Genomic DNA, 13,025 nt, shown 5'->3' with positions numbered 1-13,025 from the left:
GCGATACAGCGCATAGCTACAAACCACAAAAGAAAAAGAGGACAAGGAATGTAGCAGTAAATAAATGTTTGAACCCAAACACTTCACCCCTTACTCTTGCGAAATCGTATGTATCTATGTGAGACATCCATGAAGATTGCAGCTGTTACCATCTCCGATCGCGCCAGTGATGGAACCTACGAAGACAAAAGTGGCCCAGCTATTCTAGCGTACCTAGAAAACGCTGTGACAAGCCCATGGGAACCGATCCATAAGATTATTCCTGATGGTATTGAGAGTGTCAGTGCGACTCTTAAGCAGCTCGCGGATGAGGAAGGCGTTGACCTTATCCTCACAACCGGCGGAACCGGCCCTTCGCCTCGCGACCTTACTCCTGAGGCAATGGAGCTGGTTATGGAAAAAGAACTGCTCGGGTTTGGTGAGTTGATGCGTCAGCTTTCCCTAAAAGAGGTTCCGACAGCAATATTGTCGCGCCAAACTGCTGGCATTCGCGACAAGAGCTTGATTATCAACCTACCGGGAAAGCCAGCCAGCATCAAAACTTGCCTCGACGCTGTATTTCAAGCTGTTCCATATTGTCTGGACCTCATCGGCGCCGGGCGCATCGAAACTGACCCAAACGCAATCGTCGCGTTCCGCCCGAAGGCGAAATAGGCGCCTACTCTGGCGACCAGACGGAAAAAATTTCCTGGACTTCTTGCCTTCCCTTGGCTGGCCTTGCTTCGTCAACCTTGCCAAGGGAAATGAAGCAGAGGAATTCTTCATTTTCGCTTAGGCCTAAACCTTTATGGAAGATCGCAGAGCGCGCTGTTGTTCCGCTTGTTATGCGAGAGGCATAGCCGAGCGTATGGGCGACAAGCACCATATTCTGCAAAGCGGTTCCGGCAGAGATCATCTGCTCGTATTTTGGAATGCTCGTTTCATCTGCACCATGAAAACATCCAACTAACACCAAGAGCACAGGCCCTCTTTGTGCCTTTTCTCTTGCGCGCGACAATGCCTCTTCGGTTGGCGCTTCGTGTGCCGCTTTCACTCCCTCTTCAAAGAGTGCCCCTAGAGCGTTTCGTGCATCAGCGGGAATTTCCATGATTCTAAACGGATGAAGGCGGCCATGATCTGGCGCTGCGGCGGCCGCTTCAACTATCAGCTTCAACTCGTCAGCATTTGGTCCGGGCGGGCTCATGTGCCTAAGAGGCGCCGATGTGCGTGTGCGAATAATCTCGACCAACTGCTGTGCATTCATGACGACACCTTTTCTCATTAACTACCGATAGAACCGATAACTTTGCGAGCATCCTGCGTACCCGATTATGCTGATTGCAGAGAGACACGTAAAGCTCAAGCTGTGCTGCGAACACATCTAATGATTGAAATTACTGGACAAACTGACAATCTGCCCTAAGGTAAAAGAGGCTTTTTCATTCGATATTTACAAACACATTGGAAGCACCCTATGAGTTTTTCTTATTTAAAGTTTGGATTAGGTACCATCGTGGTTATTGCCGCTGTTGGTTATGGTTCGGTACGGGCCGGGTATCTTGCTCAATATGTCGATAACGCACAAAATGTAGTGGTTGAACATGAGCCTTATGCAATCACACCAGATGCCCAAAAAGTGCATGATCAGCTTCGCATAGCCGATTTACATAATGACGTTTTATTATGGGGTCGGAACCTTTCCAGCCAAAGTTCGATCGGCCATTCTGACCTTCCCCGCTTTAAGCAGGGAAATGTCGGCGTACAGATATTTAGCAGTGTCACCAAGTCACCACGCGGTCAAAACTACGAGCAGAACTCGACCGAAGCCTTCGATAACATAACACTACTAGGGTGGGCACAGAGCTGGCCTTCCAGCGCTCTTAACAGCCTTTCAGAACGTGCGCTCCTACAAGCCCAACGCCTCTACGATTTAGAGCGAGATCATCCCGAGAGCGTCAAAGTGGTTCACAACAGAGGGGAATTGGAAGCAACCCTCACCGCTCGGGCAAGCGGCTCGGATATCATCGCCGGTGTTCTTGGCACTGAAGGTGGCCATGCACTGGACGGCGATATTAAGAATGTGGATCGTCTGTATGACGGCGGCCTGCGGATGATGGGCTTGCAACACTTTTTTGATAACAAACTAGGCGGCTCCCTCCACGGGCAGTCCAAAGCTGGCCTGACTGACTTTGGAAAAGAGGTTGTCCGGCTCATGGAGGAAAAAGAGATGATCGTCGATCTTGCTCATTCTTCTCCAGCAGTAATTAAAGATGTGCTGGCTATGTCATCTAGGCCAGTTGTGGTCTCTCATACAGGTGTAAGAGGCATCTGTAATACCCCGCGTAATCTCACAGATACACAGGTCAGAGAAATTTCCGCGAAAGGTGGGTTGATCGGGATTGGTTTCTGGGATGCCGCGGCGTGCGATATCAGTCCGAAAGGTGTGGCCAATTCAATTGACTACGCTGTTTCAATTGCTGGCATTGACCATGTGGCGCTCGGTTCAGACTTTGATGGGGCTGTTACGACCGCGTTTGACACCTCTGAATACGCAGTTTTGGCGCAAGAACTCATGAAAAAGGGTTTCACCCAGGAGCAGATTGCAGCAGTGATGGGTGAAAATATTATCCGCTTCTTGCTGGAAAACCTTCCACAAGGGAAAACTGCGGAAGAAACAGTTGCCTCAAGCAATTAACTGTACAACGTATTCGGGATCGCGGTTATCTGCGACCCTAGACGTTTAAATTTTAAGAGGGGTAATTGGTGCACCGGGGAGGATTCGAACCCCCGACCCCCAGATTCGTAGTCTGGTGCTCTATCCAGCTGAGCTACCGGTGCGTTGTGTCTTGCGAACAAGATTATGTGTCGGCCAAGTGCTTTAACTCCATCTACTCCTGTTAAAGGAGAAATGGTGCACCGGGGAGGATTCGAACCCCCGACCCCCAGATTCGTAGTCTGGTGCTCTATCCAGCTGAGCTACCGGTGCAGGCCGTGTTCCCTGCGGAACGGGGGTCTATTTAGCTGCCTTCCCGGACCTTGGCAAGCGCTTTAGAGAAGTTTTTTGAATGTAATTTGCGTTTTGGGGATAACAATTTCTATTTGCCAGATCAAAGAGGTAGGACATTGCAGCCAAAACGCGAGAAAAGCGACAAATCCATAGCCGCAGTTTTTCAGAGTTCAGCTTTTGTTGCCGTCTGCGGTGAATAACCTTGCAACTTTTCCATGGCTTACCCCCTCCTGTTTATAGGGAAGTTGGATCTTGAAGCAGGCCCCGCTCGTGATTTCTTTCTCCAACGTGATCTTACCACCATGCGCAACAACGATTTCTGTAGCGATTGCCAGACCCAATCCAATCCCACCCACTTTGCCTGAGGTTTGGAATGCCTTGAACAGGCCGTTCTGAGCCTTCTCAGGAATTCCAGGCCCGGTATCCGAAACGTAGATGGACAACATTTCGCCCTCTACCTGTGAATGGACCTCGATACGACACACAATGCCAGATGCTGGCTTGGATGTTTCCATTGCCTGCACCGAGTTGCGGCACAGGTTGAGTAATACACGGAAGATTTGCTCCGGATCTGCTTCCAGCTCCTGAGATTCAGGCACATTGATATACATCCTTATGCCATCCGGGTTTCTGGAAAGTCCAAGAACCTCTTCTACATCTCGCAGGACTGCAGCAAGGCGGATCACACGTAGCTCTGGAGCGGCCTCCTGTGCTTTACCGTAGGACAACACAGCGCTTGTATAGCTGGCAGCTCTATCAAGTGTTGCAAGAATTTTAGGGGCTATCCGCTGGACAGTCGGGTCTGGGAGCAACTCCAAGCGTTCAAGGAACAGCTGAGCAGATGCCAGCAGGTTGCGCATGTCGTGATTGATCTTGGACACAGCCAACCCCAACGCGGCCATACGTCTTTGCTGGCTTAACGTCTGGTTCAGTGATCGCTGCATTGATTGCAACTGGATTTCGGCTTCGCCCAACTCATCGGATCGCCCACTCAGTTTTATAATTTCCCGGGCATTTTCTGGAGATTCTGCAAATCGCATCATGGACCCCGTGAGCCGCTGTAGCGGGCGAAGCAGCAAAGAGCGAATAGACAAATAAACTAGCGCAGCAGTCAGGCAGGAAATGATGAGCGATAGCTGCAAAATGTTAAGCGCATATGCTCGCAGGTCATCTCGCAGTAAAGATGCAGGGAAAACCATATCTACTCGACCTCCTGCCCGCATGTCGACATCGCCAATGACGCGAATCTGGCCTTTACGCAAACCTGTGAGGAACTGGAGACTACAGCTCACGCCCCCCCAAGGAGAGTCGCGTGTGATATCGATCATCTTTGTTATGTTCATTTCAGAACTATCCATTGCGATCAACTTGCGCCGTTCACCCACAACAAGGGAAATAGCCTGAGCTCCCGTTGCATCTAATAGTTGGTGCTGCACTTTGGGCGAGAGAGTTTCACTCTCTGAAAGCAAGGTAGCAGCGACGCCGCCAACGGCCAAACGATCCTGCAGCCAGTTATTCCGAAAATTAGCAATTGAAGGAACAAAGATAAGCACTTCGCTGAGCATGACAAAAAGGACTGTCAGCATAAGAAGCTTACCAGAAAGCCCCATCCCGCTGCGAAATAGCTTAGGGTGGCTGTCTGGCGGCGAGCTGTCCTGCTTCCGCTTTTCCGTTACGACCTCTGCCTCAGAGGCCGCTCTCCCATTTTTTTGAGCCATCCACCTACCTGATGAATTGGTACATAATGATCTTGCAATGCAAATAGTTGATATGCGCTATGCTTTGTTCATTTCTACCAGATGAAATATTTCAAGCAATACGCTTCTCTCACAAAGCATCATGAATGCTTCAGCCTAATTTTCTGAGAAACGCAAGAATTCTGCGAACCCAAGGATTTTTAGGGGCATCTGCATAATACGCAAGCGCAGCTTTGCGAATTACTTCATTTAATGTGGGGTACGGAAACACAACACCTAATAGAGCCCCAAGCTTCATTTTCTTCGAGATCATAACTGTGAGCAAGCCAATCTGCTCGCCTGCACCGGGGCCTACGATCGACGCACCGATAAGTTGACCTTTGGGATTTGACAGCAGCTTGACTTGGCCTTGCCCTTTGCCTTCAGTGAGCGCTCTATCGTTCCCAGAATAATCAGCAGTTAGGACCTTTAATTTATCACCTAGCTGCTCGCGTGCCTGCTCCTCGGAAAGGCCGATCTGACCTATTTCAGGTTCGGTATAAGTAACAGCCGGCATCACAATGCTGTTTTGATTAATTGGCATGCGAAATAGGATTGAGCGAATTACAAGCGCAGCCTGAGCACCGGCTGCATGCGTGAACTGAGGCCCACCAGTGACGTCGCCGATCGCATACACTCTTTTATTTGTGGTACGCAGCCCCTGATCCGTTTTGATGCCACGTCCTGAATATTCTATCTTCGCAGCCTCCAGGCCAAGTGAAGCGACATTTGCTGTACGCCCAGCAGCGATTAAAAGATGCGTGCCTTCAATCGCACTTTCGCCTTGTCCATCAACACTAATAGAAACCTTGATACCTGTTTCTGATTTCTCGACGTGACTCACATTCGTATTTGCGTGAATTACAACGCCCTCAGTCTTTAGTTTCTGAATAACCAGATCAGCATGCTCTGGATCAGCCATCGAGAGTGGTCGCATCGCCTCAATCACTGTCACGCAGCTTCCAAGACGACGGTGGGCCTGCGCCATTTCCAAGCCGATTGGCCCTGCCCCAATAATAACTAGGTGATCTGGGCGTTGTTTCAGCTCAAACAGGGTTTCGTTTGTCAGATACGGTGTCTGCGCAAGGCCTGGGATTGGCGGAACGGCCGCACGGGAGCCCGTTGCTACAACAAAACGACGTGCTTTAATGAGTTGCTCATCAGCCTTTACGGTGTCGGGTGAAACGAACTCGCCAGCACTCTGGATGACATGCACGCCCAAGCCTTCGAAGCGCTCTACAGAATCATGAGGAGCGATGGTTGCGATGACATCATGGACGTGATCAGACACCTTGGAGAAGTCGACCTGAGGTTCATGTTCCGCGATACCAAATTTATCTGAGGACCGGAAGGTTTGAGCCGCCTTTCCAGCTGCTATGAGCGCTTTTGAAGGGACGCACCCATAATTCAGGCAATCTCCTCCCATCTTCCCTTTCTCAATCAACACAACCTCAACCCCAAAGGCAGCCGCTGCAGCCGCAACTGAAAGACCGCCTGAGCCGGCGCCGATCACGCAAATGTCTGGAGTTAATATTTTTGAAGTTCTGTTGTTGGTCATTGAGAAGTCCGTATTTTTAAAACTGATCTTTACTTTGGGCTGTTCGCACGAAAACGCTGTATCACCGGTGGAATCAGCGCAACTAGACCCAGTGCTGCAAATGCCCAAATCAGTTCGGGTGTGATTAAAGCGGAAATTTGAACCTCACACGTACCAGCCGCTGCGCATCCCAAGTTAGCCTGTTCTTGCGCTTCGATCACGCTGTCGAGACCTGCCCCAACAAATGCATAGGCGAACGTGCCCGGAATAATGCCAATAGACGTTGCGATCAGATACGTTGGAAGAGGAACATGGAACAGTGCCGGCGCGATATTAACAAGCCAGAAAGGAAACACTGGGGTCAAGCGCAAGAAGAGAAGGTAGCTGAAGGCATTTTTTCGAAAGCCTGAGGCCATTTTATCAAGAAACGGCCCTGCCCTTTCTTTAAGCGTAGCACCAACGGAAACTTTTGCAGCTATGAACAACAGCGTAGCGCCGATAGTTGCTGCAATTACGGTCAGCACCCCCCCGAAAAACCAGCCAAAAAGGAAACCACCAGCGATCGTCAGCAGGGAGGCTCCGGGAAAAGACAAGGCCACAGCAAGTACATACACAACGAAGTAGAAGAGCGGGGTTAAGACAGGGTGCCGAGCGAGATAATCGGCGAGCAAGTGCTGATTCTTTATCAAATTGCTGAGCGTGAACTCTTGATGCCATCCATGCGCAATGCCGTAGGCGGAGACAGCAAGGATAACAACCAACACTCCCCAGCGTTTTACGAAGCGCAACACGCCCTCAGCCGAAGTCTTATTTTCGTTGTGTTCCTTGATTCCCATGCGCGCTCCCTTAGCTCGCTTCAACGCTCAGACGTAAAAGACTGACACTTCGTTGTTGTTACACACTCTAAACCCAATTCGTTACTTTGTTTTAGCGGTTTAGATCGCTAAACGAATTGGCGTATTACAGTTTTCATACATTCATAATCACCTCCGGTGTGATCACAGGTTCGTGCATTACCCGTCATTTCACTCTGTTTTGAACGGGTGGTAACACCTGAACACGCACATGAGAGGTAATAAAGTGTCAGGATATCGAGGATTCCAGCACAGCAATTATTGACTTAAAGCACGCACACTAATATAAGCGCCCACGAATAGGAGTGCGGATCCCATGCGCAAAGTCCTGCAACTTGAAGAAAGTCGCGGAGATTTCGGGGATATGACGCACAATCCAAATTAATGTTGAAGTTGGAGCCTGTGGCTCTGCTAGGGTAATAAAATGAAGCGTACTTTCCAACCGAGCAACCTTGTTCGCAAGCGTCGCCACGGCTTCCGGGCACGTATGGCAACTAAAAATGGTCGTCAGATTCTGGCGCGTCGTCGGGCTAAAGGTCGTAAGAGCCTTAGCGCTTAATCCGCGACGCTTCGCGGCGGTCTTCATTTCATTTCCATTGAACAAAAGTTCCGCCGCAAAGACATGAAAACACTTAAAAAGCGCTCCGAGTTTCTTTCCGTTGCAAAAGGCGGCAGGATAGCTCGGCGTGCTTTTGTGCTTCAATCGGCTAAAACCCGTAGTGATGGCGACCCTCGGATGGGTTATACGGTTACCAAAAAGACCGGTAACTCTGTTGAACGAAGCCGAATAAAGCGTCGACTTCGAGCTGCTGTTGCCTCCCTCGATATGGATATTGCACAGATTGGCGCCGACTATGTTTTGGTTGGTCGCAGAGCTGCGCTTTCTCAGCCCTTCGAGGACCTTCTTAAAGATCTCAAGGGTAGCTTGAGAAATGCGTTCAAACCGCGCAAATCTCGCCCTATCCAACCCAAACCGAATTCACTGGCAAATTCTAAACCTCCACATGATAACGTGAAGGAGAACTGACCAGTGATGAATGTTTATTCCACCCTTATGAAAATGAGTGATCCAGTCGATGAACGATAATCGCAATATGATCGTAGCGATCGTCATGTCGCTGGTTGTGCTATTGGGCTGGCAGTTTTTTATTGCCGGACCACAGTTAGAAGCTCAGCGTGAGGCGCAACAGGCGCAGCTGGCAGACGACGCACAACAAGCTGGCTCCAGCTCACCCGTCGCACAGCCTCAAGGTGCCTCTGGTCAAGTGGCTGCCCCTGGTACAGAAAGCGGGACCGCTGCACAGTCTTTCGTCAGTCGCGATCAGGCACTGGCTGCATCTCCTCGCCTAACCATTGATACCCCTAGCCTTTCAGGTTCAGTCAACCTCAAAGGTGCGAAGCTCGATGACCTTCGCTTGAAGGATTATCGTCAGACACTTGCTGAGGACAGCCCAACAGTTGTTCTGTTCTCGCCTAAAGGCAGCCCTGCCCCCTACTACGCGGAGCATGGCTGGGTTGCAGACCCAGGTGTTAATCTGAAGCTTCCATCTGCAGACACAGTCTGGACAGCAGAAACCTCAGGCAACCTGACACCGTATTCCCCGATCATTCTTAGTTGGGACAACGGCGAAGGCTTGGTATTCAAGCGTTCCTTCTCTGTCGACGAAAACTATATGTTCACCGTCGACCAGGAAGTTCAGAATAATTCTGGCCAAAATGTTCAACTGTACCCATACGGTTTGATTGCCCGAAACGGCGAGCCTGAAACAGCCGGCTTCTTCGTGCTTCATGAAGGCCTTATCGGTGTTATTGGCGATGAAGGCCTTCAGGAGATTAAGTACTCCGATCTGATCGAAGACGGCAGTGTTCGTCCAGGGCGTACCAACAAGGGCTGGCTTGGCTTCACTGATAAGTACTGGGCGGCAACACTGATTCCTGATCCAGGCACCGAATTCCAGCCAAACTTCTCTTACAACGCCCGCTCTCAGAACTTTCAGACCGACTATCTTGGTGACGCAACTCAGGTTGCTAACGGTGCAAAAATCACCAGTGCTTCCCTGCTTTATGCAGGTGCGAAGGTCACAAGCCTGATTGAAGGCTATCAAGAATCCGACAACATCCACAATTTCGACCTGATGATTGACTGGGGCTGGTTCTACTTCCTGACCAAGCCAATGTTCTACGCGATTGATTGGCTGTACTCTCTGGTTGGCAACTTCGGTATTGCTATCCTGCTTGTGACCGTAATCGTGAAGGCCCTGTTCTTCCCGCTTGCAAACAAGTCCTACGTTTCCATGAGTAAGATGAAACTCGTGCAGCCGCAGATGACTGAAATCCGCGAAAAATTCAAGGACGACAAGCAAAAGCAACAGCAAGCCATGATGGAGCTGTACAAGAAGGAAAAGATCAATCCACTGGCAGGGTGTTTGCCAATGGTTATTCAGATCCCGGTCTTCTTCTCTCTCTACAAGGTATTGTTCGTAACCATTGAAATGCGCCATGCGCCATTCTTTGGATGGATTCAGGATCTTTCTGCCCCAGACCCAACCACCATCTTCAACCTGTTTGGCCTGATCCCTTGGGATCCACCGAGCTTCTTGATGATCGGCATCTGGCCATTGATCATGGGTTTCACCATGTTCTTGCAGATGAAGATGAACCCGGCACCTGCAGAGCCTGCACAGCAGATGATCTTCAACTGGATGCCTGTGCTATTCACCTTCATGCTGGCAACCTTCCCAGCAGGCCTCGTGATCTACTGGGCATGGAACAACTCTCTGTCAGTTGCACAGCAAGCCATCATCATGCATCGTCAAGGTGTAAAGCTTGAGCTGTTCTCGAACGTAAAAGACACGTTCAAGCGCAAGCCGAAGGAAGAAGGCAAATAAGCTCTCTCCTTCAATAAAATCAAAGAAACGCGACCTGATGGTCGCGTTTTTTGTATGGGTAGGTGCCTTTTTTCAGTGCAGCTTTGCTGCCACAAATATAATGATGAAGCTTGGAAAAACAGCACTCGACCAAATCCGGATTGCAGGTTAAAAGGCACACCATGAGCTCAGAAAAAGAATATTCAGCAGAACAACTGGAGGCGGGACGCCTTTTATTTGCTCGCCATTGGGACTTCATCACCAGTGTAAAAGAGATGCATCAGCTACCAGATTTGGGCGGTGTTGAGATTGCGTTTGCTGGTCGCTCCAATGTCGGCAAATCCAGTCTGATCAACAAACTCACAGAACGCAAGGCTCTGGCACGGACGTCCAACACTCCAGGCCGCACACAGATGCTCAACTTCTTTGGAGCTGAGCACACGCAATTGCGCATTGTGGACATGCCTGGATATGGTTACGCAGAGGCTCCAAAAGGAATGGTCGACGCCTGGACCACTCTGATTTTCAAGTACCTACGCGGCAGAAGTACTTTGCGGCGCGTCTTCTCCCTGATCGATGCTCGCCATGGAATCAAGAAGAACGATCTTGACGCCATGGGCATTTTGGACAAGGCAGCAGTCCCCTATCAGGTCGTCCTCACCAAAGCTGATAAGCTGAAACCTGGCCAGCTTGAGCGCGTGAAGGAAGATGCACTTAAGATTCTTGCAAAACGCCCCGCCGCCCACCCGGAAGTTCTTGCTACATCCTCTGAAAAAGGGACCGGTATGGACGAGCTGCGTGCAGAAATTGCACTTCTTGTCAGCTACGGCTAATGCGATACCAGCGCAGGCTCAACAAAACCTGCGCTCCTACCCTTCCCATGGATAGCAACCCTGTTGGGCATGGCCTCTAGCTGGTGCCCAATCCGCGTTCTTTAAATATTCTCTCTTATTCTCGCGCAAAACTGCCGTTCCACAATCCGCATCAAACCTACTTACCCCTTGGGGCCCCCAGCCTTTGAATATAGCAGTACTGTCATCGAGGGGGAGATCTTCGGATGATTGCGAAAGACCTGCTGCTTTCTTCCCGCCATATTTTTTCTCTTCATCGAAGCTGATTGCGCTGGCTCATTTGCATGATGCTGACGTACCTGCGTGCCAGACATTAGACTATTTCCACTTTAACTTGAGTAAAACCATACAAGTAGACAAGATTGAACATTTGTGAGACCTCGATAATGCGGCTATAAACTTTACGCCCAGTCCATTTGGTCTGCATGTTAACCCTATACGTCTGCAGGTGTAAAAAACGCTATGAGTTTCTCGGAATCCAGTAATCGCGCCCACGTTATTGCCCAAGCTCTTCCTTATATGCAGCGCTATGATAACCGCCGTGTTGTTGTAAAATATGGTGGAAATGCGATGGGGGATGATGCCCTCGCCCGTGCGTTTGCCCGAGATATTACCTTGCTGCGCCAATCTGGAGTTCACCCTGTGGTTGTGCACGGTGGCGGGCCTCAAATCGGGTCGATGCTTGAACGTCTCAATATCAAGAGTGAGTTCAAAGGTGGGTTACGTGTCACCGACAAAGCCACGGTGGAAGTGGTCGAGATGGTGCTTGCTGGCTCTATCAACAAGAGCATCGTTGCCCACATCAACAGAGAGGGTGGTCGTGCCATTGGCCTTTGCGGTAAAGATGGCGACATGGTCACCGCCCGAAAGCTTCATCGCAAACACCGTGACCCAGATTCCAAGATCGAAGAGATTTTGGACCTAGGTTTCGTTGGCGAACCAGAAACGGTCAACGCCAGAGTTCTTGAGCTGATCCTTGAAAAGGACCTCATTCCTGTTGTTGCTCCTGTCGCTCCTGGAAGAGATGGGGCCACCTATAATATTAACGCAGATACGTTTGCTGGCGCCATCGCAGGTGCCCTTGACGCCAAGCGGCTGTTATTCCTTACTGACGTGCCGGGTGTGCTAGACCGCGACGGGAAACTGATCAAGCAGCTGACCCGAGCTGGTGCCCGTGCTCTTATCGAAGATGGCACCATTTCCGGCGGCATGATCCCTAAAGTTGAAACCTGCCTTGAGGCCCTTGATCAGGGCGTTGAAGGCGTCGTCATTGTTGACGGCAAAGTCACACATGCTGTTTTACTAGAGCTTTTCACCGATCACGGTGCTGGTACATTGATCGTACCATAATGTTCATCATAGAGAGGCGAAAGACGTTCGCCTCTCTTGCCATTCTTCTGCTTTCCTGATTTGCTTGGTGCCCACACCCATTATCGGCATTGCCGATAACAAAACGGATAAGCATGACCCAATCCCCATTCGCCAGCATTGAAAGCTGGGTTTTTGACCTAGACAACACCCTTTACCCTCATCATTCTAATCTGTTCGATCAGATTGATCAGAAGATGTCTGAGTTCGTCCAAAAACTCACTGGAAAGCCGGCTGAACAAGCCAGAGAACTTCAGGTTACTTATTACAAAGAATATGGCACAACGCTGCGTGGTTTGATGCTGGAGCACGACATCGAGCCAGACGAGTTTCTCGAGTATGTACATAACATCGATCACTCAGTTCTTGCACCAAACCCAAAGCTAGCTGATGCGATCAATCAACTCCCTGGCAAATGCTACATCATGACAAACGGTACGCGAAAACATGCCGTATCGGTCGCCAATCGTTTAGGTATCACGCATCATTTTGAAGACATCTTCGGCATTATGGAAGCTGGATTGATTCCAAAACCTGCTGAAGAAACCTATCGCCTTTTTCTGGAGAAGAACGGAATTCATCCCCAGAAGGCCGCTATGTTTGAAGATCTTTCCCGCAATCTGGTTGTACCTAACTCTCTTGGCATGCGCACCGTTCTGGTTGTGCCTGATGGTACACGCGAGGTATTTCGTGAAGATTGGGAGCTTTCAAATGGTACTGAGCCCCATGTCGACTTCGTGACTGACCATCTGGATGGTTTTTTGCACGATATCCTAGGGGAACTCAAGAGTTAGAGATTTTTTGTTAATTTAAAACGATTGCTCCG

General features: G+C 49.9%; 12 protein-coding genes and 2 tRNA genes. 8 read left to right on the top strand and 6 right to left on the bottom strand.

Translation table 11 applies throughout. The features are described 5' to 3' along the window. Positions 1-129: 129 nt before the first annotated feature. Positions 130-654, top strand: coding sequence for a molybdopterin adenylyltransferase (mog, locus tag BMZ51_RS09545; protein WP_068004522.1), 525 nt, complete (start codon positions 130-132; stop codon positions 652-654). A gap of 4 nt (positions 655-658) precedes the next feature. Here mog and BMZ51_RS09540 read toward each other — a convergent pair whose 3' ends face one another. Beyond that, the gene (locus tag BMZ51_RS09540; RefSeq protein ID WP_068004520.1) at positions 659-1,243 is read right to left on the bottom strand and encodes a nitroreductase family protein; all 585 of its coding nucleotides are present in this window, start codon (positions 1,241-1,243) and stop codon (positions 659-661) included. 210 nt (positions 1,244-1,453) lie between these two features. On the opposite strand from BMZ51_RS09540, the gene BMZ51_RS09535 reads away from it, so the two are divergent. Next, the gene (locus tag BMZ51_RS09535; protein WP_068004518.1) at positions 1,454-2,674 is read left to right on the top strand and encodes a dipeptidase; all 1,221 of its coding nucleotides are present in this window, start codon (positions 1,454-1,456) and stop codon (positions 2,672-2,674) included. Between the two features lie 66 nt (positions 2,675-2,740). Here the strand turns inward: BMZ51_RS09535 and BMZ51_RS09530 are convergent. The 5 genes from BMZ51_RS09530 to BMZ51_RS09510 form a co-directional block, all read right to left on the bottom strand. Further along, positions 2,741-2,817: transfer RNA gene (locus BMZ51_RS09530), tRNA-Arg, on the bottom strand. Positions 2,818-2,888: 71 nt separating this feature from the next. Next, positions 2,889-2,965 (bottom strand) — tRNA-Arg (locus tag BMZ51_RS09525). A 191-nt stretch (positions 2,966-3,156) separates the two neighbouring features. After that, complete coding sequence (locus BMZ51_RS09520) at positions 3,157-4,704, bottom strand: sensor histidine kinase (RefSeq protein WP_068004517.1); 1,548 nt, start codon at positions 4,702-4,704, stop codon at positions 3,157-3,159. A 130-nt stretch (positions 4,705-4,834) separates the two neighbouring features. After that, entirely contained in the window at positions 4,835-6,280 is a 1,446-nt protein-coding gene (locus tag BMZ51_RS09515) for a dihydrolipoyl dehydrogenase family protein (protein WP_068004511.1), read from the bottom strand. A 29-nt stretch (positions 6,281-6,309) separates the two neighbouring features. Next, positions 6,310-7,095 carry a TVP38/TMEM64 family protein gene (locus BMZ51_RS09510; protein WP_068004510.1) on the bottom strand — a complete coding sequence of 262 codons (786 nt, stop codon included), beginning with the start codon at positions 7,093-7,095 and terminating at the stop codon, positions 6,310-6,312. A 442-nt stretch (positions 7,096-7,537) separates the two neighbouring features. Between BMZ51_RS09510 and rpmH the strand changes: the two genes are divergently transcribed. The 6 genes from rpmH (at position 7,538) to BMZ51_RS09480 (ending at position 12,993) form a co-directional block, all read left to right on the top strand. Next, complete coding sequence (rpmH, locus tag BMZ51_RS09505) at positions 7,538-7,672, top strand: 50S ribosomal protein L34 (RefSeq protein ID WP_074881982.1); 135 nt, start codon at positions 7,538-7,540, stop codon at positions 7,670-7,672. 63 nt (positions 7,673-7,735) lie between these two features. Further along, positions 7,736-8,140, top strand: coding sequence for a ribonuclease P protein component (gene rnpA, locus BMZ51_RS09500; RefSeq protein WP_068004508.1), 405 nt, complete (start codon positions 7,736-7,738; stop codon positions 8,138-8,140). A gap of 49 nt (positions 8,141-8,189) precedes the next feature. After that, the gene (yidC, locus tag BMZ51_RS09495) at positions 8,190-10,001 is read left to right on the top strand and encodes a membrane protein insertase YidC (RefSeq protein ID WP_068004507.1); all 1,812 of its coding nucleotides are present in this window, start codon (positions 8,190-8,192) and stop codon (positions 9,999-10,001) included. 161 nt (positions 10,002-10,162) lie between these two features. Further along, positions 10,163-10,813, top strand: a complete 651-nt coding sequence (yihA, locus tag BMZ51_RS09490) for a ribosome biogenesis GTP-binding protein YihA/YsxC (protein WP_068004506.1) — start codon at positions 10,163-10,165, stop codon at positions 10,811-10,813. 537 nt (positions 10,814-11,350) lie between these two features. Further along, the gene (argB, locus tag BMZ51_RS09485) at positions 11,351-12,181 is read left to right on the top strand and encodes an acetylglutamate kinase (RefSeq protein ID WP_068004592.1); all 831 of its coding nucleotides are present in this window, start codon (positions 11,351-11,353) and stop codon (positions 12,179-12,181) included. Between the two features lie 113 nt (positions 12,182-12,294). After that, the gene (locus tag BMZ51_RS09480; protein ID WP_068004505.1) at positions 12,295-12,993 is read left to right on the top strand and encodes a pyrimidine 5'-nucleotidase; all 699 of its coding nucleotides are present in this window, start codon (positions 12,295-12,297) and stop codon (positions 12,991-12,993) included. Positions 12,994-13,025 lie beyond the last annotated feature (32 nt).

Origin of the sequence: Pseudovibrio axinellae, assembly GCF_900110875.1 — a bacterium.
GTDB lineage: Bacteria > Pseudomonadota > Alphaproteobacteria > Rhizobiales > Stappiaceae > Pseudovibrio > Pseudovibrio axinellae.
The sequence above is the reverse complement of the archived record's forward strand: the minus strand, read 5'-3'. Positions and strand labels throughout refer to the sequence as shown.

What these genes read in the sequence shown, in the direction of transcription:
- BMZ51_RS09510 (WP_068004510.1), bottom strand. Translation starts at nt 7,095, where the DNA reads ATGGGAATCAAGGAACACAACGAAAATAAGACTTCGGCTGAGGGCGTG.
- yidC (WP_068004507.1), top strand. Translation starts at nt 8,190, where the DNA reads ATGAACGATAATCGCAATATGATCGTAGCGATCGTCATGTCGCTGGTT.
- BMZ51_RS09515 (WP_068004511.1), bottom strand. Translation starts at nt 6,280, where the DNA reads ATGACCAACAACAGAACTTCAAAAATATTAACTCCAGACATTTGCGTG.
- rnpA (WP_068004508.1), top strand. Translation starts at nt 7,736, where the DNA reads ATGAAAACACTTAAAAAGCGCTCCGAGTTTCTTTCCGTTGCAAAAGGC.
- BMZ51_RS09480 (WP_068004505.1), top strand. Translation starts at nt 12,295, where the DNA reads ATGACCCAATCCCCATTCGCCAGCATTGAAAGCTGGGTTTTTGACCTA.
- rpmH (WP_074881982.1), top strand. Translation starts at nt 7,538, where the DNA reads ATGAAGCGTACTTTCCAACCGAGCAACCTTGTTCGCAAGCGTCGCCAC.
- argB (WP_068004592.1), top strand. Translation starts at nt 11,351, where the DNA reads ATGCAGCGCTATGATAACCGCCGTGTTGTTGTAAAATATGGTGGAAAT.
- yihA (WP_068004506.1), top strand. Translation starts at nt 10,163, where the DNA reads ATGAGCTCAGAAAAAGAATATTCAGCAGAACAACTGGAGGCGGGACGC.
- BMZ51_RS09520 (WP_068004517.1), bottom strand. Translation starts at nt 4,704, where the DNA reads ATGGCTCAAAAAAATGGGAGAGCGGCCTCTGAGGCAGAGGTCGTAACG.
- mog (WP_068004522.1), top strand. Translation starts at nt 130, where the DNA reads ATGAAGATTGCAGCTGTTACCATCTCCGATCGCGCCAGTGATGGAACC.
- BMZ51_RS09540 (WP_068004520.1), bottom strand. Translation starts at nt 1,243, where the DNA reads ATGAATGCACAGCAGTTGGTCGAGATTATTCGCACACGCACATCGGCG.
- BMZ51_RS09535 (WP_068004518.1), top strand. Translation starts at nt 1,454, where the DNA reads ATGAGTTTTTCTTATTTAAAGTTTGGATTAGGTACCATCGTGGTTATT.